At 40.4% G+C, this 22,022-nt stretch carries 26 protein-coding genes; 9 read left to right on the forward strand and 17 right to left on the reverse strand.

Annotated elements, in window-relative coordinates; genetic code table 11:
* The first annotated feature begins 389 nt into the window (after positions 1 to 389).
* Positions 390 to 617 carry a DUF3973 domain-containing protein gene (locus BGI23_RS22845; RefSeq protein WP_000498992.1) on the forward strand — a complete coding sequence of 76 codons (228 nt, stop codon included), beginning with the start codon at positions 390 to 392 and terminating at the stop codon, positions 615 to 617.
* Between the two features lie 34 nt (positions 618 to 651).
* Here the strand turns inward: BGI23_RS22845 and BGI23_RS22850 are convergent, their stop codons facing one another.
* Positions 652 to 834, reverse strand: coding sequence for a sporulation protein Cse60 (locus BGI23_RS22850; protein WP_000621751.1), 183 nt, complete (start codon positions 832 to 834; stop codon positions 652 to 654).
* Position 835: 1 nt separating this feature from the next.
* A complete protein-coding gene (locus BGI23_RS22855; protein ID WP_000533799.1) occupies positions 836 to 1,072 on the reverse strand; it encodes a DUF2553 family protein in 237 nt (78 codons plus the stop codon).
* 254 nt (positions 1,073 to 1,326) lie between these two features.
* On the opposite strand from BGI23_RS22855, the gene BGI23_RS22860 reads away from it, so the two are divergent.
* Complete coding sequence (locus tag BGI23_RS22860) at positions 1,327 to 1,821, forward strand: CarD family transcriptional regulator (protein ID WP_001993652.1); 495 nt, start codon at positions 1,327 to 1,329, stop codon at positions 1,819 to 1,821.
* Positions 1,822 to 1,893: 72 nt separating this feature from the next.
* Here the strand turns inward: BGI23_RS22860 and BGI23_RS22865 are convergent, their stop codons facing one another.
* From BGI23_RS22865 to moeA, 7 genes are all read right to left on the reverse strand, one after another.
* Complete coding sequence (locus tag BGI23_RS22865; RefSeq protein WP_000286684.1) at positions 1,894 to 2,679, reverse strand: glucose 1-dehydrogenase; 786 nt, start codon at positions 2,677 to 2,679, stop codon at positions 1,894 to 1,896.
* 13 nt (positions 2,680 to 2,692) lie between these two features.
* On the reverse strand, positions 2,693 to 3,550 hold the full coding sequence (gene glcU, locus BGI23_RS22870) for a glucose uptake protein GlcU (protein ID WP_070806991.1): 858 nt from the start codon (positions 3,548 to 3,550) through the stop codon (positions 2,693 to 2,695).
* A gap of 33 nt (positions 3,551 to 3,583) precedes the next feature.
* A complete protein-coding gene (locus BGI23_RS22875; RefSeq protein ID WP_000732105.1) occupies positions 3,584 to 4,006 on the reverse strand; it encodes a DUF3888 domain-containing protein in 423 nt (140 codons plus the stop codon).
* A 93-nt stretch (positions 4,007 to 4,099) separates the two neighbouring features.
* On the reverse strand, positions 4,100 to 4,333 hold the full coding sequence (gene moaD / locus BGI23_RS22880; RefSeq protein ID WP_000621792.1) for a molybdopterin converting factor subunit 1: 234 nt from the start codon (positions 4,331 to 4,333) through the stop codon (positions 4,100 to 4,102).
* 2 nt (positions 4,334 to 4,335) lie between these two features.
* Positions 4,336 to 4,800 carry a molybdopterin synthase catalytic subunit MoaE gene (moaE, locus tag BGI23_RS22885; protein ID WP_000149942.1) on the reverse strand — a complete coding sequence of 155 codons (465 nt, stop codon included), beginning with the start codon at positions 4,798 to 4,800 and terminating at the stop codon, positions 4,336 to 4,338.
* Positions 4,797 to 5,312, reverse strand: coding sequence for a molybdopterin-guanine dinucleotide biosynthesis protein B (gene mobB, locus BGI23_RS22890; RefSeq protein ID WP_000513648.1), 516 nt, complete (start codon positions 5,310 to 5,312; stop codon positions 4,797 to 4,799). The genes moaE and mobB overlap by 4 nt, the downstream gene beginning before the upstream one ends.
* The gene (gene moeA / locus BGI23_RS22895) at positions 5,282 to 6,571 is read right to left on the reverse strand and encodes a molybdopterin molybdotransferase MoeA (protein WP_070806992.1); all 1,290 of its coding nucleotides are present in this window, start codon (positions 6,569 to 6,571) and stop codon (positions 5,282 to 5,284) included. The genes mobB and moeA overlap by 31 nt, the downstream gene beginning before the upstream one ends.
* Before the next feature lie 83 nt (positions 6,572 to 6,654).
* Between moeA and moaC the strand changes: the two genes are divergently transcribed.
* Entirely contained in the window at positions 6,655 to 7,140 is a 486-nt protein-coding gene (gene moaC / locus BGI23_RS22900) for a cyclic pyranopterin monophosphate synthase MoaC (protein WP_000094151.1), read from the forward strand.
* A 38-nt stretch (positions 7,141 to 7,178) separates the two neighbouring features.
* Here the strand turns inward: moaC and BGI23_RS22905 are convergent, their stop codons facing one another.
* From BGI23_RS22905 to BGI23_RS22930, 6 genes are all read right to left on the reverse strand, one after another.
* Positions 7,179 to 8,192, reverse strand: a complete 1,014-nt coding sequence (locus BGI23_RS22905; RefSeq protein ID WP_047956756.1) for a molybdopterin-synthase adenylyltransferase MoeB — start codon at positions 8,190 to 8,192, stop codon at positions 7,179 to 7,181.
* A 16-nt stretch (positions 8,193 to 8,208) separates the two neighbouring features.
* Positions 8,209 to 9,222: a GTP 3',8-cyclase MoaA gene (gene moaA / locus BGI23_RS22910; RefSeq protein ID WP_070806993.1), complete on the reverse strand. Its 1,014-nt coding sequence runs from the start codon at positions 9,220 to 9,222 to the stop codon at positions 8,209 to 8,211.
* 126 nt (positions 9,223 to 9,348) lie between these two features.
* Complete coding sequence (locus BGI23_RS22915) at positions 9,349 to 13,215, reverse strand: BclA-related collagen-like exosporium protein (protein WP_070806994.1); 3,867 nt, start codon at positions 13,213 to 13,215, stop codon at positions 9,349 to 9,351.
* Positions 13,216 to 13,331: 116 nt separating this feature from the next.
* Complete coding sequence (locus BGI23_RS22920) at positions 13,332 to 13,655, reverse strand: hypothetical protein (RefSeq protein WP_070806995.1); 324 nt, start codon at positions 13,653 to 13,655, stop codon at positions 13,332 to 13,334.
* Positions 13,656 to 13,675: 20 nt separating this feature from the next.
* Positions 13,676 to 13,900, reverse strand: coding sequence for a spore germination protein (locus tag BGI23_RS22925; RefSeq protein WP_044793734.1), 225 nt, complete (start codon positions 13,898 to 13,900; stop codon positions 13,676 to 13,678).
* Between the two features lie 77 nt (positions 13,901 to 13,977).
* Positions 13,978 to 14,283 (reverse strand): rhodanese-like domain-containing protein, encoded by a 306-nt coding sequence (locus BGI23_RS22930; RefSeq protein WP_000141202.1) that lies wholly within the window; start codon positions 14,281 to 14,283, stop codon positions 13,978 to 13,980.
* Between the two features lie 199 nt (positions 14,284 to 14,482).
* On the opposite strand from BGI23_RS22930, the gene BGI23_RS22935 reads away from it, so the two are divergent.
* Positions 14,483 to 14,665 (forward strand): hypothetical protein, encoded by a 183-nt coding sequence (locus tag BGI23_RS22935; RefSeq protein WP_000171883.1) that lies wholly within the window; start codon positions 14,483 to 14,485, stop codon positions 14,663 to 14,665.
* Positions 14,666 to 14,714: 49 nt separating this feature from the next.
* Here BGI23_RS22935 and BGI23_RS22940 read toward each other — a convergent pair whose 3' ends face one another.
* On the reverse strand, positions 14,715 to 15,839 hold the full coding sequence (locus BGI23_RS22940) for a homoserine O-acetyltransferase family protein (protein ID WP_070806996.1): 1,125 nt from the start codon (positions 15,837 to 15,839) through the stop codon (positions 14,715 to 14,717).
* 152 nt (positions 15,840 to 15,991) lie between these two features.
* Here BGI23_RS22940 and BGI23_RS22945 point away from each other — a divergent pair, with 152 nt between their 5' ends.
* From BGI23_RS22945 to BGI23_RS22965, 5 genes are all read left to right on the forward strand, one after another.
* Positions 15,992 to 17,911: a spore germination protein gene (locus tag BGI23_RS22945; RefSeq protein WP_083322801.1), complete on the forward strand. Its 1,920-nt coding sequence runs from the start codon at positions 15,992 to 15,994 to the stop codon at positions 17,909 to 17,911.
* A 17-nt stretch (positions 17,912 to 17,928) separates the two neighbouring features.
* Positions 17,929 to 19,023 carry a spore germination protein gene (locus BGI23_RS22950; RefSeq protein ID WP_070806997.1) on the forward strand — a complete coding sequence of 365 codons (1,095 nt, stop codon included), beginning with the start codon at positions 17,929 to 17,931 and terminating at the stop codon, positions 19,021 to 19,023.
* The gene (locus BGI23_RS22955; RefSeq protein ID WP_070806998.1) at positions 18,999 to 20,078 is read left to right on the forward strand and encodes a Ger(x)C family spore germination protein; all 1,080 of its coding nucleotides are present in this window, start codon (positions 18,999 to 19,001) and stop codon (positions 20,076 to 20,078) included. Before BGI23_RS22950 ends, BGI23_RS22955 begins: the two co-directional genes overlap by 25 nt.
* A 90-nt stretch (positions 20,079 to 20,168) precedes the next feature.
* Positions 20,169 to 20,354 (forward strand): hypothetical protein, encoded by a 186-nt coding sequence (locus BGI23_RS22960; RefSeq protein ID WP_000038783.1) that lies wholly within the window; start codon positions 20,169 to 20,171, stop codon positions 20,352 to 20,354.
* Positions 20,355 to 20,452: 98 nt separating this feature from the next.
* Positions 20,453 to 20,875, forward strand: coding sequence for a pyrophosphohydrolase domain-containing protein (locus BGI23_RS22965; RefSeq protein ID WP_000180559.1), 423 nt, complete (start codon positions 20,453 to 20,455; stop codon positions 20,873 to 20,875).
* Positions 20,876 to 20,919: 44 nt separating this feature from the next.
* On the opposite strand, the gene BGI23_RS22970 is transcribed toward BGI23_RS22965, so the two are convergent.
* On the reverse strand, positions 20,920 to 21,873 hold the full coding sequence (locus BGI23_RS22970; RefSeq protein ID WP_070806999.1) for a hypothetical protein: 954 nt from the start codon (positions 21,871 to 21,873) through the stop codon (positions 20,920 to 20,922).
* Positions 21,874 to 22,022 lie beyond the last annotated feature (149 nt).

Genomic DNA, 22,022 nt, shown 5'->3' on the forward strand with positions numbered 1-22,022 from the left:
CCTTTTGGTTACACTTCGATAATATAACACCTTTTAGTTTCATGTCAACACTAACTCTTTTTTACTGTTGAGAAATTCTCAACATTTTTTCAACAGGACAAACACCCTCCGAGCATTTCCTCATAATATACTCACAAAGGCAACAAAAAATAAAAACTTCTCTCAACATGAAACTCCATCATTCATCTTGGAAGAAGCGCCTTACGTATATCATGCGTATTTCGTCTCTCCTCCTTCCCTCAGGGACACTACGCGAGATATGAAAAATCAGAAGGAATATGCCCACCATTTGAGTAGGTAGTTATTTCTCTTCTCCTCAACATTTCCTTAGGAGCGAAATGACTACCGACTCACTTTTTTCAAACAAAAATAAAAAGGGGTTGAACGCTATGTTCTATTGCATTAACTGCTCTGACATTCACCATGAAAAACATCCGAATGATAAAGTATTCAAAAACGGGTTTTATATTGATCCATTTTTAGGTGATCGTTATCACCTTGGTATGTGTAAAGATGCCCAAAATCATCAGACAGGGGAGCCTCTTTTAACTACAAAACAATTAGGCACAACCCAATCTATTATGAACGTATTACCGACACATGTTGTCCCAACATAAAACATAAAAAAGAGCTGGCTCACCCAGCTCTTTTTTATGCTTTATAAACGATCATTGCTGAAAAACAATAAATTTGGTTTTCGTCATCATTAATAGAAACACCGACTTGGTACTTAATATCTACAAAGTTACTATCATCAATCTTTTTCAAAAAAACATTTACAGCGTCTTCTAAGTCTTTTTCGTGACTTTCATCAAACACTTTCACACGAATCATGTTAACACCATCCTAGATCGCAGCCCTCCGCCGCTTGATTATTGCCACGGTGCGTATCTATGATGCGATAAAACTTTCCGTCTTCATATATATATCCGTCTTCTAACACATATTCTTTACCTTCAGTATAGACATAAAACTTACCTATCATAAATTTACTCGTATATAATTCCAAATAATCTGGCCTAAATTTAGCTACAACTTTATTTGTAATATCAATTTTTATTGTGCGCCCCACCTTCTCTCCCTCCTTTGCAAAGAACGGATTTAGGTATATTGTATTAGCGATTTTACATTTTATGCTTAAAAATAAGTGGATATGCCTCCTTTCTCCGCCTGTACTATTTTTCTAACAAAATCATCAATAAATAAAAGCAAAAAAATATATATAAAAGGAACTTTTAATTATTGACTCAAATATAATTATTATGGTATTATATAAAATTTTACATTTTCATTCACTTATGCTATCATTAAAGATGGTTACCACATATGGAGGTGGATGATTTGTTTCAAATTGGTGATAAAATCGTTTATCCAATGAACGGCGCAGGAGTCATCGAAGCCATTGAAGAGAAAGAAATATTAGGAACAACACGTCAATATTGTGTAATACGTATCATTAGTAAAGATATGCAAGTAATGCTTCCGATGGATCAATTACAAAAATCAGGTATTCGTTATATCGTAGATAAAGGTACGTTAGATGATATACTTCTTGAATTTCAAAACGGGGAATCAGATACATCACTTTCCTGGAAACAAAGATATACAATGAATATGGAAAAAATGAAAAACGGCAATCTGCAAGATAGTGCGGAAGTTGTTCGAGATTTACTTCGCCGCAATAAAGAGAGAGCTTTAAATGCGAGCGAAAAACAAATGCTAGATAACGCCCGAAAAATGATGATTAGTGAAGTTGCACTCGTGCAAAATGTTTCTGAACATCAAGCAACAGAATATCTTCAAGACACTATTAATCACTAAATTTAAAATAGCTGGCCGCTATTTTTTTTGTGTAAAAAAGGACGAAGAGTTTTATCTCTTCGTCCTTTTCTATTACCCACGCCCAGCTTGAAACGATGGGTATAACGTCATTCCACCATCTGCAAATAGCGTAATTCCAGTTACATAACTCGCCTCTGAGGAAGCGAGCCACGTTGCGACTGCTGCAATTTCTTCCGGTTTTCCAATGTAGCCCATCGGTATCATACTTTCTACGTCAGCACGTTTTTTAGGATCAGCAAACTTTTCTGCATTGATCGGCGTATTAATTGCACCTGGCCCTATATTATTTACTCGAATACCTTTTGGTGCATATTCTAACGCTAACGTTTCTGTCATCAGTTTAATACCACCCTTACTTGCTGCATAGTGCACGAATAAGGGCCACGGAATTTTCTCATGAACACTCGACATGTTAATGACAGATCCTTTAATATCGTGTTCTACAAAATATTTAATCGCTTCACGGCTTCCTAAAAAAGCACCTGTTAAATTTGTGTTAATTACCCTATTCCAATCTTCAAGCGGCATTTCATGCGATGGTACCGCATTTTCTATCCCTGCATTATTAATCATAACGTCAAGCGTACCAAACTCTTTTACAGCAGATTGAATGAGATTCGCCACATCTGATTCGACCGTCACATCACCTTTTACAGCAATCGCTTCTCCGCCTACCTTTTTAATTTCTTCTAACACATCATTCGCTTCTGACTCCCGTGAGCGATAATTAATCACTACCTTTGCTTTCTCCGCAGCAAACCTTACTCCCATTGCTCTTCCAAGACCACTTGCTGATCCTGTAATAACGACAACCTTTCCTTCTAAATCACTATACATTTCCATACCTCCTTTAACTTTTTGCTATACCTAGCATAATTCCGGCTGCGATAATAAAAACGATACCGACAACAATACCCGTTAATTGACGTTTCGTTTTTCTTTCACCTAATATAAGAATCCCGCCAAGCGTCGAAATAATAATTCCCATTTGCGATAGCGAGAAACTTGTTGCCACTCCGACACGCGGTTGCGAAATGAATAAAAACATATTTCCAGCTGCCCAAATTAATCCTGGAATAATATTTCGTATTGCATATTTATTAAATGGATGATGTTTAAAAGTAAGCAAAATCCCTCCTAACACCATACCAACTGCTTGTGGCAACAAAGCTGACCAACCATCTACGTTAAACAGTCTAATCACTACTACGTAAACTAAATAACCGACTGTTGAAATCAATAAAATGATAATGCCTTTTTTAAAATTGCCCGCTTGCTCTGCATTCTTTTCTTCTTCACTTTGAAGAGATGTTAAAATAACACCGATAATAATACAAACGAGAGCTAATACACCAAGGACGACTGATATTGTTGTGGACCACTCATGAAATACGATGACTCCAAATAAAGTTGTCGCAACTAATTGAAGTCCTGTTGAAATCGGCATCGTCCTCGAAACGCCCATTAAATCAATACTTTTTAATTGATTCGCCTGACCGAGAGCCCAAAATAAACCTGACACAATCCCAACTCCGATAACAGTAGGAGTCAATACTGGTTTCATAAAAATATAAACAACAATTGAGAAAATAAGTGCGCCAAGCGTTGTACCGAGCGTTTGACTATAAGGCCCTCCGCCCAGTTTCACGTTAAATAGCACAATACTTCCCCAAAATATAGCTGGTAAAATCGCTAAAAATATATCCATCGCTCATTACCTTTCTTTACTAAATGTCATAAGTTATCTCTCTGAATCAGTAGAGTGAGCTTTTATTTTTTCTTTTTCCCTTTCACAAATCTTTTCTGCAATAGCACCAGAAACATTCTTTTCTCGCTCCACTTTCTTTATCTTTACGTGATCTAAATAATCTTCCAAAGTAAGCGTAACTTTATCATTTGGCGGATTATGTGCTCCTTGAAATGTAAGAAATTGTAGCGTCACTTCATATCTAGGAACGAACTCACCATTCTTGCCGAGACGCTTTATATTTATAACTGAAGCACATTCATATTGGTCTTCTGTCACTTGTCTTATCACAGAATAATATCGATTTAATAATGCACTTTCTAAAAGTTGTTCATTCGATTCTTTTGCCAAAGAATAACTTGGAAAAAAGGAAAAGATAGAGCATATCATCGTTAGCATTACACATAATTTTTTCATAACGCCCTCCTTGTTCTATACGTTAGTGTTCTCAAAAACGCCATAAAAAAACGACTTTCCCTACATAGGAAAGTCGTTTTAATGAATCCAATATTAACCACCGCTCACTGGCGGGATTAGTGCAACAACATCACCAGATTGGACCCTGTCATCTTCATTTGCATATTCTTCATTAATCGCAACCATAATTGGTTCTGTGACTGGTACATTATATTCTTTTGCAACAACATCTTTTAACTCTGCAACCGTAATACTTTCTTTCTCTATTTGTAATTCACTTCTTCCTGCTTCTTCTTGTAAGTTCGCAAATAACAATACTCGAATCATACTTATAGCTCCTTCCCAGGCTCTCCCGCCGGATATGGCGTTTTTTCTAATTGATCGCCAATCCAAGAGTCTCCATCTTCCCAAAACTCTTTTTTCCAAATCGGAACAATTTGTTTTATGCGTTCCATAATGTATTCATTTGCTTCATAAGCCGCTTTACGATGCGGCGTTGAAACAGCTACAACAACCGCGATATCAGAAATTTGCAGTGTACCGATGCGATGTGTAATCGCAACGTGTGTATCTGGCCATTTCTCTTTCACTTCTGATCCGATTTTCTCTAGCATCTTTTCTGCCATCGTTTTATAAGCGACATATTCTAAGTATAATGTACGACGCCCTTTCGTAAACTCTCTAACCGTTCCAATAAATGTTGTAACAGCACCACATTCGCGGCGAATAACCTTATTCGCTACTTCTTCAATTGAAATTTCTGTATCAATTACTTCATAATACGTATGTGTCATTTCGCACTCCTTACCGTTTGTAAAAACCAGTCTATATATAACTCTTCTTCTGTTATATGAAATACTTTATATTCTTCTCGTAAGTTTGCAGGAGCATCATGCCACGTAATAACCGCTACTATATTTTCTACTTTAAGTAAAAGTTCAACGTCTTCTTCAGAACGAAGTAACACCACTTTCGGATAGCTCTCTTTTTTATAGCCCTCAATTAAAATTGTATCCACTTCAAAAAACTCGTATAAACGGATAATTTCTTGCAAGGACCATTCCTCTCTTAATGACGACAATGAAAGTAATCCAGCACCTTCTACACTACTTACGACAGCACCGGCCTTTCTATGCCTTTCACTATCTTTTTGCGCTACTTCTGGAAACCCTCCATGCCCGTGATGTTTAATGGTAGCAACTTTCATTTTCCGTTCAGCTAATGCATGCACAATTTTCTCTACAAGTGTTGTTTTCCCGCTATTTTGATACCCTACTATTTGTAAGAGCGAAGGGGCTTTGCCCATGGCCAATCACATCCCTCAGCGTGCTCTAACAATAATACAGACACTTTCATCCCTGCCTCAAAGCCTCTCGTTCCTCCAGGTAGCACAATAAAAGCATTCGCATCTGCAAGAGAAGATACCGCACTCGATTTATCTAAACCGACCGGCATCGCGTGTAATGCCCCGTCCACGATTGTCACCTTTGCTCTTACAAAACGAGTAAACGGATTCGGCTTTGGAAAATCTTTTTGTAAAATAGCATCTGCTCTATATACGTGAGGTTCTTTCGCATACAAATATGTTTTTATAACTGGATGCACAAATAGCTCAAATCCTACGTAACAAGCTGACGGATTCCCTGATAAACCGAAAAGTAACTTTCCATCAACTTCAGCTACAGTCGTTACACTTCCTGGTCTCATCGCTATTTTATTGAAGAGTACATTCGCTTGTAATCTTTCATAAATAGCCGGCAAGTAGTCATAATCTCCTACCGACACACCGCCTGTCGTAATTAAAATATCAACTTCATCCATCGCTGATTGAACGGCGGTAAAACACGCATCTAACTCGTCGGCAAGTTGGCCATAATATCGGACTTTACCTCCCGCTTTCATAATTTGAGCAGCAATCATATAAGAGTTACTATTTCTAATTTTCCCTGGCTGTAACGACTCATGTACTTCTAACAATTCACTTCCTGTCGTCACAATACCAACAACAGGCTGTTTTACAACTTTCACAGTACTATATCCAAACGTCGCTAATAAGGCCGCAACACCTGGATTAATTGCAACACCTTTCTGAACGAGAACTTCATTTTGTTTTATATCTTCCCCTTTAAATGACACATTGTCGCCACTATGAAAAGGACGCTTTAACTTCATATATGTTTTTCCGTTCTTCTCAAAGCCTTCCGTCAGTTCTAGCATTACGACTGCATTACAATCCGCTGGAATAGCTGCTCCTGTCATAATACGAACCGCCTGAAAAGATCCTACTGTATCTAGAAAAACAGACCCCGCCCCGATTTCTCCTATTACTTCAAACTCAATTGCATTCTCTTGATTTGCTTCTTTCGTATCTTCTGCTCGAATTGCGAAACCATCGTAAGGAGAACGATCAAAATGAGGAACGTCATGATCAGAGACAACATCCTCTCCAAGAATTCTTCCGTAACTTTCCGTAATAGAAACTTCTTCTACTTCACCAATTTTCGCATATTCCATTACTCTCTCTACTGCATCAGCAACTTGAATCGGAATTCGTTTTTCTACCATCGTTTCTCACCCCATATTTGCAATTTTTTTTATCTCGATTAAACTTTATATATTAAATAGAAATTACTTCAAGGAGGAATTCCATGTCTTCATTCACACACTTTAATGACCAAGGACGCGCGAAAATGGTTGATATAAGCGATAAAAAAGCAACCGTTCGAACAGCAATTGCGCGCTCTAGCATTGTCGTTACAAAAGAAATTTACGATAAAATCTCTCATAACGAAATCGGGAAAGGTGATGTATTAGCAGTTGCACAAATCGCTGGTATTATGGCTGCAAAACGCACTTCCGATATTATCCCAATGTGCCATCCTTTATTATTAAAAGGTGTTGACGTTTCTTTCGATTGGAAACAATCCGATGAACAATATCGGTTACTTATTGAAGTAAAAGTTAAAACAGAAGGTAGCACCGGTGTTGAAATGGAAGCTTTAACAGCTGCTTCCGCTACCGCTCTTACCGTGTACGATATGTGTAAAGCTGTTGATAAAGGTATGATTATTGGTGAAACGTACTTACTTGAAAAAACAGGTGGAAAAAGTGGAGATTATACGAGAAAGTCTTAATCTTCTCCCTGTTGAACCTAAAGGGGTTCCCTTTAGGTTCAACCTATATATCTGGCATATAAACGTTTTGCCACATTTATATCATTCGTCCCATGAATAAACGCCCTACCATCTGTAAATAAAACAAAACGAAATTCCTCTACTAAAAACGATACTAAATACGGAGTAGCTTTTACATCCACACTTCTTTGTAAGCGCTTTTTAATTTCTTCTAAATTGAATTCATTCCGCACACCTGGACGGATTTGTACTGTATTTCGTCCGCATAACACTTCTGTTTTCGTTTGCGCTTCAAATGTTAAACTCGGATATGTACGTAATCTTCCGCAAGATAAACACGTGTCTTTTTTCTGTCTATTCACTTTAAATGCCATCTGTTGATTATTCCAAAGATCAAACGATAACATCGTTTCGCGAAGCGCCCCATAGTCTTCTACTAATATTTTCAGCGCTTCCGTTATTTGATGCGCAACTACTAATTGTACTGCTGGCTGTATAATGCCAGCCGTATCACATGTTGCTCCGCTTGCTGGATGCTCCATTAAACAGCGGAAACACGGTGTTTTTCCTGGTACAATTGTATACGTTACTCCGTAGCTTCCGACACAACCACCATATATCCATGGAATATTATACTTTTGTGAAATATCATTAATAAGAAGACGCGTTTCAAAATTATCTGTCGCATCTAATATTAAATCTACACCCTTCACTAACTCTTCCATTTCTTGCACTGTTACATCCGTCACAACCGGATTTATTTCCACCTCAGAATTAATCGCTTTTAAATGCTCTGCCGCTGCTACCGCCTTCGGTTTATACTGCTTTGCATCTTCTTCTGTATATAATTGTTGCCTTTGTAAATTACTCCACTCTACATAATCACGATCCGCAATTGTTATTTTTCCAACACCTGCTCTAACAATCGCTTCTGCATTTGCTGCACCAAGAGCTCCAGCACCAATAATAAGCACATGCTTCTCTCTAATTTTTCTCTGTCCTTCTTCTCCAACACCAGAAAATAATATTTGCCTTGAATATCGCTCCTGCATACGATAGCCTCCCTTCTTATCCCCCTATATAAGACATTTCAATTTTCGGACGATTTTTCGCACTTTCTTCTGTCCGTTCATCCGAATACCTATCTTTTCTATTCATCCATACATCTTGTATAACGCTTACTAACTCCTCATCCGAAAGATTTCCTCTAAGAAGTTCCCTTAGATTGAGTCCCTCTGTCGCAAATAAGCAAGTATAAAACTTTCCATCTGCTGAAATTCTCGCTCTCGTACAAGAGGAACAAAAGGACTCAGAAACAGAAGTAATAAAACCGACTTCAACATTTGTTCCAACGTAACGATATCGCTTCGCAACTTCACCAAAATAATGCGCTTCAGCTGGCTCAAGCGGATACACGCGATGAATCATCTCAATTAACTCTCGCTTCGTAACAACTTGATCAAAATTCCATCCATTTGTACTACCAACATCCATAAACTCAATAAACCTAAGCGGGATTCCTTGCTCTTTAAAATACGCAGCCATCGGAAGTACTTGATGATCATTCATCCCTTTTTTCACAACCATATTTACCTTTACATCAAGCCCGGCTTCTTTTGCAGCCATAATTCCCTTTATAACAGGTTTCGTATTAATATTTCGGCCATTAATAGCCTTAAATACATCATCATCTATTGCATCCAAACTAACATTTACTCTATGTAATCCAGCTTCTTTTAATACTTTTGCTTGCTTCGTTAAATGAATTGCATTGGTCGTTAACCCTATATCTAACAGCCCGTCAATTTTCACGAGACGTGCAATAAGTTTTGTTAAATCTTTACGAAGTAGTGGCTCGCCACCAGTAAGTCTAATTTTTCGTACACCGATGCTAACAAATAGTTTTGCTAAACGCTCAATTTCATCAAACGTCAGTAAAAACTCATCTTTTAAAAAAGCATAATCTGGCCCAAACACTTCCGCTGGCATACAATATGTACATCTAAAATTGCAACGATCAATGACAGATATACGTAAATCTTGAAGTGGGCGTCCCAAAAAATCTGTAACCATCTCCTGCATCGCCACCCTCCCTTTCTGCCAAATTTCTCTCTTTTCATTCTATTATAATATATTTTCGAACTGCGATGTTTTTGCTCTAACAAATAAAAAGCCTTGAAGCATAAAAGTTTCAAGGCTCTCCTCTTATTAACTCAATCGAATAATCGTTAGAGTAGCTCCTGGCGTTGCCGTAGATAATGTAGCCAACGCAACTACTCCAAATAATTGTAAGCTAACAGTAGCTCCAGCAGGCAAGTTAGCAATGATTGTTGCACTAAATGAACCAGTAGCCACTGTCGGAGCATTTATCGTTCCCGCAAGCGGACTGCCATTTACAGTTATACGAGAACTTACAAGTAAACCTGCTGTTAAATTAATTGTATAGGCTATATAATAATTCCCTGCATTCGCAACTGTAAATACAGTATTTCCACCACTAACGGTTATTCCTGGGCCAATATTTTGATTGTTCGGTAACGGAATATTCGTGCCACCTAACAAAACAGAAATAACACTTCCTGATGTATTATTCGCGAATGCATATGTTGCAGTTGTACTAACTCCAGTCGCCCCGGTCGCTCCAGTGGCTCCAGCTCCGGTTGGACCTGTATCTCCAGTTGGACCTTGAATTCCTTGCGGGCCTTGAATTCCTTGGGGACCTGTTGCTCCGGTTGCTCCTGTAGCTCCCGTTGGACCTTGAATTCCTTGCGGGCCTTGAATTCCTTGTGGGCCTTGAATTCCTTGGAGACCTGTCGCTCCGGTTGCTCCTGTAGCTCCCGTTGGACCTTGAATTCCTTGCGGGCCTTGAATTCCTTGTGGGCCTTGAATTCCTTGGGGACCTGTTGCTCCTGTAGCTCCCGTTGGACCTTGAATTCCTTGCGGGCCTTGAATTCCTTGGGGACCTTGTGGGCCGGTCGGACCTATGTCACCTTGCGGACCTTGGACTCCCTGTGGGCCTTGTGCTCCGGTTGCCCCCGTCGTTCCTTGGATTCCTTGAGGACCTTGTGGACCTTGAATTCCTTGTGAGCCGGTTGGACCTATATCGCCTTGTGGGCCTTGAATTCCTTGTGGACCTTGTGCTCCGGTTGCCCCCGTTACTCCTTGGATTCCTTGCGGACCTTGAATACCCTGTGGACCGGTTGGACCTATATCGCCTTGAACACCTTGGATTCCTTGCGGACCCTGTAAACCCGTCACTCCGGTTGCTCCCGTTGCTCCGGTCGCTCCTGTCACTCCAGTTGAGCCTGTCGCCCCGTTATCTCCTGTTACTCCTGTCGCACCTGTTGCTCCGGTCGGGCCAGGTGGCCCACCTGATGGACCTGTCACTCCCGCCGGACCTGATGGCCCCGTTGGGCCGGTCGGTCCTGCTGGTCCTCCTGACGGGCCAGTCACCCCTGTTGGACCGGTTACTCCTGTTGGACCGGTAGTTCCCTCTCCCGTCGCTCCGGTTGCCCCCGTATCTCCTGTTGCTCCCGTCGGACCTTGGATTCCTTGAATTCCTTGTGGACCTTGCACTCCTTGTGCGCCCGTCGCTCCTTGAATTCCTTGTACTCCTTGCACTCCTTGTGGCCCCACCGGACCGGTTGGACCAATCGCTCCTTGTACTCCTTGCACTCCTTGGGGACCCTCTGGACCCGTTGCTCCTATTTCCCCTTGTATCCCTTGAATTCCAGTTGCTCCTTGTGCTCCAGTTGCTCCCGTTATCCCTTGCACACCTTGTATTCCCTGTATTCCTTGAGAACCTTGTGGACCGGTTGCTCCTATCGGTCCTTGAATGCCTTGTATTCCCTGAGGACCCTCTGGACCCGTTGCTCCAACTGGCCCTTGAACACCTTGTATTCCTTGCGGGCCCTGAAGTCCCTCTGGGCCTTCTGGACCTGTTGGACCTATCTCTCCTTGTATCCCTTGGATTCCAGTTGGACCTTGTGGCCCAGTCGGACCTATGTCACCTTGCTGACCTTGGATTCCCTGTGGGCCTTGTGCTCCTGTTCCCCCTGTCGCTCCTTGGATTCCTTGAGAACCTTGTGAGCCTTGAATTCCTTGTGGGCCGGTTGGACCTATGTCACCTTGTGGGCCTTGAATCCCTTGCGGACCTTGATCTCCTGTTGCCCCCGTTACTCCTTGAATTCCTTGCGGACCTTGAACACCTTGGGGACCCGTCGGGCCTATCTCTCCTTGCACTCCTTGGATTCCTTGCGGACCTTGTAAACCCGTCACTCCGGTTGCTCCCGTTTCTCCTGTCGCTCCTGTCACTCCAGTTGAGCCTGTCGCCCCAGTATCTCCTGTTACTCCTGTCGCCCCGGTTGCTCCTGTCGGGCCAGGTGGTCCACCAGATGGACCTGTTACTCCCGCCGGACCTGATGGCCCCGTTGGGCCGGTCGGTCCTGCTGGTCCTCCAGATGGGCCTGTTACCCCTGTTGGACCGGTTACTCCTGTTGGGCCTGTAGTGCCTTCCCCTGTTGCCCCAGTTGCTCCCGTATCTCCTGTTACCCCCGTCGGACCTTGGATTCCTTGAATTCCTTGTGGACCTTGCACTCCTTGTGCGCCCGTCGCTCCTTGAATTCCTTGTACTCCTTGCACTCCTTGTGGCCCCATCGGACCTGTTGGACCAATCACCCCTTGAGCACCTTGCACTCCTTGGGGACCCTCTGGACCCGTTGCTCCTACTTCCCCTTGTATCCCTTGAATTCCAGTTGCTCCTTGTACTCCAGTTGCTCCCGTTATCCCTTGCACACCTTGTATTCCCTGAATTCCTTGTGGACCTTGTGGGCCGGTTGCTCCTACCGGTCCTTGAATTCCTTGTATCCCCTGGGGACCCTCTGGACCCGTTGCTCCTACTGGGCCTGGCACACCTTGTATTCCTTGCGGGCCCTGAAGTCCCTCTGGGCCTTCTGGACCTGTTGGTCCTATATCACCCATCGGACCTTGTATCCCTTGAACTCCCTGTGGACCTGTTGCTCCTGATGGCCCTGGTACTCCTTGTATTCCTTGTGGACCTTGATCTCCTGTGGCCCCTGTTACCCCTTGTGGCCCTATAGTCCCCTGTATACCTTGTGGACCTTGATCCCCTGTTGCTCCCGTTGCTCCTTGAATACCCTGAACTCCTTGAATTCCTTGTTCACCGGTTACTCCCGTCGGACCAGGAATACCTTGAATTCCTTGCGGACCTTCTGGACCTGTTGGCCCAATTGGCCCTTGAATCCCTTGTATTCCTTGCAAGCCCTGTGCTCCCGTGCTTCCAGTCGGACCTGTACTTCCCGTTGCTCCTGTTACCCCTGTACTTCCTGTAGCCCCAGTATTTCCCGTTGCTCCGGTTGCTCCTGTACTTCCACTCGGTCCACCGCCCGGACCTGTCGCACCAGTCGGCCCCGTCGGCCCAGGAGGTCCTCCTGATGGGCCAGTGATCCCTGTTGGACCAGTTACTCCCGTCGGACCGGTTATCCCCTGACCAGTCGCTCCGGTTGCTCCTGTATTTCCACTCGGTCCTTGTGGTCCTTGTATCCCTTGTGCTCCTTGTATTCCTTGTGGACCGGTTGCTCCCGGTACTCCTTGCACTCCTTGAATTCCTTGAGATCCCTCAGGTCCTGTCGCTCCAATTGGCCCCTGTAATCCTTGTATTCCCTGTATTCCTTGTGCACCAGTCGCTCCAGTTGGACCAATCGGCCCTTGTAACCCTTGTACTCCTTGAGATCCTGTCGCTCCGGTTTCTCCCTGTGGTCCTCTCAATCCTTGTGGCCCCTGCTGTCCTTCTGATCCCGTTGCACCTATTGGTCCAACCGCTCCTTGTATACCTTGCACACCTTGTGGACCGGTTGGCCCCCTTTCTCCCATCGGACCTTGAAATCCTCTTGGTCCTTGCGGGCCAGTCGCGCCTTGTGGACCGGTTGGACCAGTAATCCCAATACCAGTAAATCCCGTTGGAACGGGAGGAAAAGTGGGCCCAATAAGTTCTGGTGAAATTCTAAAATTAGGGTTTAACGAATGTTGTTGCCTTCTATTATCGCGCTCTCTCACACTTTCACCACCTACACACCATCTTTTTTACATTACAAACCTCTTCTTAATATGTATTTACAAAAATAATCTCAAAGACTATTTTTATTTTAAATAATAAAAACTCCCTTAATTCCTTAAGGGAGTCCAGCAACTGAATCCATATTATCTGTATTAGGGACAGCTTGTGCTATACCCGATGCATTTACACTTTGCCCCATATTTGTTCCTGTTACAATACCAGCAGGAGTACCTCTCGTATACGTTGTTGTGACAGAATCTCCTGGCTGTAAACAAAGCTTCGTCTCCGTCCCTATTACTGTAACAACATCAATCCAAGTACACCCCATCGAACCACTATACGATTTCGAAGCAGTAAATGACGTATCACTCAGATTATCACCAGTAAATATATTCCCAGTGTTATTCACAATAACGAACTCTTTTATATGAGCAGGCATAATTACACTCTACCTTTCTTCTATGAGCCTAATGTACGTGTACTCGTTGCTAATGGCGGAAGAAACACCGATGTTCTAATGACCGCTTCTGGCTGTCTTTTTCCATTTAAAAAAATAGCCACACTCGATCCTCCAGCACCTGCATACACTTTCGCTACAGCTAAAGGTGAGATATCATAACAATCGCCGACATTAACAGCCCCTGTATTATTTATAATTTTTACTTTCCGTAAGTTAATCCCCATTTACCTATCCCCCTTTTGTACACTGTATGCAAAAGAAAAAAACTTGAAACAGACTCGTTTCAAGTTTTTTAAACTACTTATTTGATTTCGCCTTCATATTGAAGCATACCGCCAACCATGTTCACTGTTTTAAAGCCTTGCTCATTTAAATAATGGCATACATTTTCACTACGCATTCCCGAACGGCAAATAAAGATATATTCATTCTCTTTATCAAAGAAATCTACTTTATTTGGGATATCACCCATTTTAATATGTACAGCTTCTGGAATTTTTCCTGCTGCTACTTCTTCATCTTCCCTTACGTCTACTAAAAATAACGTTTCTCCTTTTTCTAAACGCTCTTGCACTTCTTCTGTAGTAATTGTTTTCACTTCTGTCATATGTCGTTCCTCCTTATATACAATAAAACCTTTAATTTCTTCTTTAAACAACCATTTCTCATCAATTTTAGCATGCGAAAGAAAGAACGCAAAGAATAGGGAATTTATTTCTCAATTTTCTCGTAAAACTTATCCTTTACAAACATAACTCTTGCATTGTATCCTCAATATACTTGTTTTATGAAAGGAGCCAATGAAAATGACACTTTTTCTTTTCATTATGGGCATCATTTTCTTAATCGCTGCAATTATTGCTCTTAGTATGAAAAATAATAGAAAGATAAAATCACCACAAGAAATGTCATTCTTGTTTCTATTGCTTAGTATCGCCTTCTTCGGTATAGCAATTGCCACATATATTTTTCGTCTACAAATCATGTAAAAAAAGGTGCCTATTACATACATTGCACCTTTTTCACATCATTTATTTTCTACACAAAACTAGACACTTTCCGATTTAAAAATTCATAAACTTTCTTTTCAAACAAATGAACATCAAATACTCCCGCCATATGCCCATTTATACTCTCTATCTCATATACTTCCGCATACTTCCCTTGTCTTTGCAATAGGTCTACCATTTTATAATTATAACGTGAAGGCTGAAGCAAATCTTGTTTACACGGAATCATAAGTACATTTGCTTCTATATTAGACAGTGCGTCTTCTAAAGATGAAAATCCATGTGCAATATCATGTAATAAAACTGCTTTTGCAGTGTACATCCACGAATTTGCATCTACTAAAGCTATACTTCTATTTGTCACTTTGTTAATTTCTTTCTCAAATGATGTTAATGCAGAAAATGTTTCATAAGATTCTTTCTCTATACTATTACGAGGAAATGTCGTTTCGTAAAAATGCTCATCAAACGCGTTCATAAACATCATGCTATTTGCTAACTGAAGCCCCTTCATTGGCTGCTCTTCTCCATATTTTCCGCCCTTCCAACTTGGATCCAGCTTGATAGCCTCAATTGCATTTTGCGCTACATTTACCGACGTAATAATTGGATTTTGCGGGTTCGTAATAACACCAATCATCCGCTCTACCATATGAGGATAATGAACAGCCCATTGCTGCGCAATCATCCCGCCAGCTGACGGTCCCATTACAGCATGTAGCCTTGCGATTCCCATATCTTTTATTAACTCATATTGCATACGAGCTACATCAAGAAATGTAAAAACCGGAAAATCCATCGCATATTCATCTCCAGTTTTCGGATTAATCGATTTCGGTCCCGTTGTAATTACATAAGGGTTCTTCACCTGCACATTACAAATATTATCAGTGCATATAACGAAGTATTTATTTGTATCAATTGCTTTTCCCGGTCCAATTAAACCATCCCACCAACCAGACTCCTCATCATGCGCTGTATATTTTCCTGCTGCGTGACTAGTTGCACTAAAATAATGACAAACCAAAATCGTATTTGACCTTTCTCTATTTAAAGTACCATACGTCTCATACCCCATTTGAACAGGAATTGTCCTACCATTTTCAAATGTAAACTCCTTTAAAATAAATTTCTCCTTTTTTACAATTTGCACAGACTCGCCCTCTTCTCGTCATAGTATGTACTGCTTACTAAAGGATTTTTTCTATGCAAACCCATCTCCTCCTTCTTTTCATAAATAAATGAATAATATACAAAATTAGCCACAAAATAGCACTATATTACACAATCAAAGAGGGCATACATATGATTTGGAATTGGCTACGTAAGAAAAAAAAATCAAATACAACAGAGAAAAACGAAACAGATAACTCAGAGCAACACCCTAACAATCAAGAGGATAATAGCAAACAACAGACTAGAAGTATGAAACATAATAAAGATAGCAATGGCGAGCAACCAAAAGAGGAGCACAAGGAGTCTTCCAAAGATAAGCAGCAAAACAAATCGAATCAGAAACAGCAACAAAGTGCTAAACAAGACGAATCTTCTCAAGGACAACAACACTCTAAACACAACAAATCAGATCAACAACAACAACAACAGCATTCTAAGCAAGACAACTCAGTGCAAGATCAACAGCAGCATTCTAAGCAAGACAACTCGGAGCAAGATCAACAACAACACTCTAAACACAACAAATCAGATCAAGGGCAACAGCAGCAAAATTCTAAAGGGAATAGTATTTATGATTTTACGAAACCAGAAAAAGAACATATTCATTCTCTACAAGATTTAATAGAGAAGCTCAAACAGTCTAGTGATTTTGTTAATTATCACACATCTGACGATGAAACGATGCCTTATTGGATTTCTTACTATCGTCCTTCGCTTGATGGCGAGAAATTACAAAAGTATTTAATGCCCACTCTTTTAGAACGACCTTGTGCTTCACTAGAAGAGCTAAAAGAACATATTCCAATGAGTGGCATTACAATTACGAACGACTTACAAAAAATTGAAGATATGGTTTTAAAGGGGCATGCAATTATTCAGTTGAATCAGAAAGATCAAAAGTGTATGCTCGCAAACATTGCAATTGATAATTATCGTGCACCAACTCCACCTTTAAATGAATCAACTGTTATCGGTCCACAAGAAGGTTTTGTAGAGGATATTGATACAAATATTAATTTAGTTCGAAAACGTCTTCCTGTTTTAGATTTACAAACAAAAGAGATGATTATTGGTGAGTTTTCCAAAACAAAAGTTGTCATGATGTATTTAGACAACCTCGCTGAAAAAGATAATGTAGATTTTCTAGAAGAGTCCTTACGCGCTCTTGAATATGATCAAATTAATGATAGTGCTTATTTACAAGAATTAATGGGTGAAAAGTCAATTTTCCCTCTCTATATCAATACAGAACGAACCGATAGAGTTACAAAAGCACTAATCGATGGGAAAATCGCTATTTTTGTTGATGGCTCTCCAAGTGTTTTACTAACACCTGTATCCTATTTCGATTTTTTCATTTCCCCAGAAGACTATAACGTCTCCTGGATGTATGCTACATTTTCAAGGGTTTTAAGATTAATTGCCGTTCTATTTTCAATTTGCGCTACACCGTTATACGTTGCAGTTTTAAATTATCATTATGAACTCATTCCGAGTGATTTACTTGAAACTTTAATTTTATCAAGGGCGCAAGTACCATTCCCGCCTTTAATTGAAGCACTCTTTTTAGAACTCGCAATCGATTTACTGAGAGAAGCTGGCGCGAGGTTACCGATGAAAGTTGGTCAAACGCTCGGTATTGTAGGCGGTATCGTAATTGGGCAAGCATCTGTACAAGCTGGTTTAACGAGTAATATTTTATTAATTATCGTTGCCTTATCAGCACTCGCCTCCTTTATTACACCTATTTATAAAATGGGTAATGCGGTTCGACTACTACGTTTTCCTTTTCTTATGTTTGCAGAAATAGGCGGATTGTTCGGGATTTCTCTTGGATTTATCTTTTTATTTACTCATCTATTTAGACTTACTTCCTTACGTAAGCCGTACGCTTTGTTTTATCCGACAAGACAACAGTCTGTTAAAGACTCTTGGATTCGTTTTCCTTTAACAATGATTGATACACGGGATGTACAAGCAAGGCCACAACATGTAAAAAAAGCAGCGAAAGGAATTTCAACAAAACATAGATCAGACTTTGATGATTAAGAAATGAGGTGCATTCGATGAGTAAAGTTCAAGAAAAATATCAAATATCTCCTATTTTCGTTTTCTTCTTAATTCACGGTGCACAGTTCGGTGCTGGCGTTCTCGGCTTCGCTCGAATCACCGCAAAGGCCGCTGGATACGACGGCTGGATGGGCGTTGTAATCACAGGACTCTGTATCCATCTTCTTATATGGATGATGTATTTTTTATTAAAAGAAACAAATGGAAATTTAATTGATTTACAACGACAAACGTTTGGAAAGTGGATAGGGAATATCTTTAATATCATCTTTGCAGCTTATTTTTTAATCGTCAGTATTTCGGTCATTCGAACGTATGTTGAAATTATTCAAGTATGGATGTTCCCAACTGCTTCCACGTGGATGTTAACACTCTTTTTATGCTTAGTTAGCTATTACATTGTCTCTTCTGGATTTCGTGTCATTACCGGTATTTGCGTCATCTCTGTTGGTGGTACATTGGGATATTTATTTTTAAGCTTATTCGTTTTGAAATATTCACATTGGGAGAATTTACTGCCTATATTCACACATTCTTTTTCAGACATTTTAAAATCCGCTCAAGTGTCAATCTACAGTATGACTGGTTTTGAGATTTACCTCATGGTGTATCCATTTGTGAAAAAGCCTATGCAATCTCATAAATACGCTCAGCTTGGAGCACTATTTTCAAATCTTCTATATGTATTTAGCACCCTTTTAGCCTTTGCATTTTTTAGTGAAAAACAATTATTAAAAACGATATGGCCCCAACTTTCTATGACCCAAGTCATTCAATTACCGTTTATAGAAAGACTCGAATATATTGCAATTTCAGGCTATGCACTCGTTATTATTTCAAGTTTTATCCTCCCTTTATGGGCAGCAACGAGAGCAACACATGAAATATTCCGTGTAAAACAAAGAGGTGTTTTAATCGCTTTTATGTTTATCACTCTCATTGTTTCACAACTTTTAACAAACAGACACGATATTAATAATTTTATTAGCAATGCATCAAAGGGGAGTTTTTGGCTTATTTATGTATACATCCCAATCCTATTTATTATTGTGTGGGTGAAAAGAAAATGGAAAAAATCAAAAGCAAATTAATGCTTATTTCTTGTATAGTACTTTTTAGTTTAACTGGATGTTTACAAAAAAATATTATCGATGACGTACACCTTATACAAGGAACTGTCTTTGATGTAGCAAAAGATAATAAAATAAAGGTAACATTTGTTTGTCCTATTCAGCAAAAAGGTAACAAAGTTCAAGTTTTTGAAGGGACAGCAAATGCGGTAAAACAAGTAAAAGCAGACACATCTTTAGAGTCTTCTCAACCATTTGCCAGCGGACAAATGCGTGTTTCTCTATTTACCCTCCGAATTGCAAAAAAAGGAATGGTTGCTTCCTTCGATACATTAATTCGTGATGTAAATATCGGAAATGCCTTATATGTTGCTTTACTCGACGGCAATGGTACTGAACTTTTAAAAGGAAAGTACACGACTTCATCTAACGTTGCAATTTATATAAAAAAAATGCTCGAACATAATATGAAGACAGGTCCTTTACCAACAGATAATCTGCATATAGGAGCATTCCGTTATTATCAAGAAGGGCAAGACTACTATATTCCAATTCTAAAGAAACATGGTGATAAAATAAAAATCACGGGAATTGGTCTTTTTAAAAAAGATAAATATGTTGGTAAAATCGTGGAAAAAGATATGTTTGTATTTAAAGGATTGTTAGAAGAACATAAGTTAGATTCACATGAATTTAAAGCAGATCCTGGGTACGTAATGATTAACAATATTCGTTCTGTTCCAACATACGATATAAAAATAAAAAACGGAAAGCCCTCCTTTTCCATTCATGTGAAGCTTGATGCCCGTATTCAAGAAGTATCGAAACAAATTAACTTAGAGAATGCTAAGAACACAACAAAGATTGAGAAGGTCGTTCAAAAACAATTAAATACACAAGCTGCTAAATTAATTAAGCAGTTTAAATCTTTAGGCGTCGATCCGCTCGGGCTAGGTGCTAAATATAAGCAACATTATCGCCCATTCAAGTTAGAGGAGTGGAAACAAATGTACAAAGATGTTCCAGTTACTATAAAATACACCGTAAATATTACAAATTCTGGTGTAATTGAATGAGAAATGATTGAACTCCTCTCTCCAGCATGATACAACGGAAAGAGGAGTTTTTATTTTAGATAGAGAGAGAAGATATTTATGGGGGAGCTTATGTCTAAAAAATTAGTAAAGCCTATTTTAAATGGTATTTTATTTCTCGGCGTCTTTTTATTTGCTCATACATATTTAAAAAATGTTTCCTTCACACGTTATTTACTTGTCGTTATACCAATGTTGCTCGTTGGTATGTTTGGCATCGACCTTATTTTATCCATTTTAATTAAGAAAGAAGAATAACAGGCGAACATCTTATTTTCTATAAGATGTTCTTTTCATTTCATAATCACCTTATGTTACAATGAGATTCGGCACTAAGCGAGAAAGGATGAAACAACATGACAAACGAAAAAGGTTTAGATAAAGGATACGAACTTGTTGCAAAAATGCATAAAGAGTTCGGACACCCTGTGACAAATACTCCAACAAAACTAACAGAAGAACGTGCAAAAATCCGTGCGAGTTTTATGCAAGAAGAGCTAGAAGAATTTCTGGAAGCAACGACTGTTGAAGATCAATATGATGCACTAATTGACCTTATTTACTTTGCATTCGGCACGTTTGCCGAAATGGGCGTACGTCCTGATAAAGGATTCGAAATTGTAAATAACGCAAACATGGCAAAACTATTCCCTGATGGAAAACCTCGATTCCGTGAAGGCGACGGCAAAATTCTAAAACCAGAAGGCTGGCAAGCACCAGAACCACAACTTCGTGCTGAAATCGAACGTCAGCGCCAAGAAGCTGAAAAAAACTGCTAGGATTTCCTAGCAGTTTTTTATTATGTCTTTTTTTCTGCAATTCATTAATGACCAACGTGTCCAGCGTGCCCTGCTGCTCCACCAATACTAGCCGCTCCTGCCGCTGCCCCTGCTCCTCCTGCTCCAATTCCACCTGTCCAAGGAGAAGATTGTTGTTGATACTGTTGGTATTGTTGGTGTTGTTGGCCTTGGTAACCTTGATGACCATGTTGACCTTGGTGGTCATGTTGACCTTGGTGGCCGTGGTGACCTTGATGGCCTTGGTGACCTTGGTGGCCTTGGTGACCTTGGTGACCTTGATGGCCTTGGTGTCCATGTTGACCATGTTGACCTTGATGAGTTTGATAAAGAACAGCCTGTGGATGTATATGATGGTGTCCGTGGTGATGTACTTGTTGTTGATGATGTCCATGTTGACCGTGGTGACCTTGGTGACCTTGGTGACCTTGGTGACCTTGGTGGTGATGGTGTCCATGTTGACCGTGGTGACCTTGGTGGTGATGGTGTCCGTGGTGATGTACTTGTTGTTGATGATGTCCATGTTGACCGTGGTGACCTTGATGATGATGGTGTCCATGTTGACCGTGGTGGCCTTGATGGTGATGATGTCCATGATGGCCATGTTGACCGTAAAAACCTTGCGGATATCCACCTACTCCTCCTGCTACAACACCTACTCCCGGTACCGGAAATCCTGTTTGTACTCCTCCAACGAAAGATGGGAATGTAGTTGGTGCTCCAACCGCTGCTCCGCCTACAAATGTCGGCATTCCGGTTTGCACTCCGGCTACCGATGATGGAAATCCTCCTGTTAATGTTGGAATTCCAGTTTGTGCTCCAGCTACTGATGTGGAAAATCCTCCAGGCGCTCCGCCCATCCAGCTCGGAATTCCACCGTATCCTTGTTGGCCAGCCCCTCCCATTAACATCATTTGTTCATAACTATCCGATCCACCTCCGAAAAATCCGTGTGGTGCATTATTGTCCATCCCTTTCATTCCTTTCACCTCTTCTACTCATTTTAGCCTACCTTTTTTATCATATTTCCTATAGAAAAATAGGTGTTTGTCTGCATGGGAATTCCGCTCTTTTATTTGTACGTAATGGAATAATTGAAAACTTAGACTAAGGTAATCCAGAAATTATT

The sequence above is a fragment of the Bacillus sp. ABP14 genome (genome assembly GCF_001831375.1).
GTDB lineage: Bacteria > Bacillota > Bacilli > Bacillales > Bacillaceae_G > Bacillus_A > Bacillus_A paranthracis.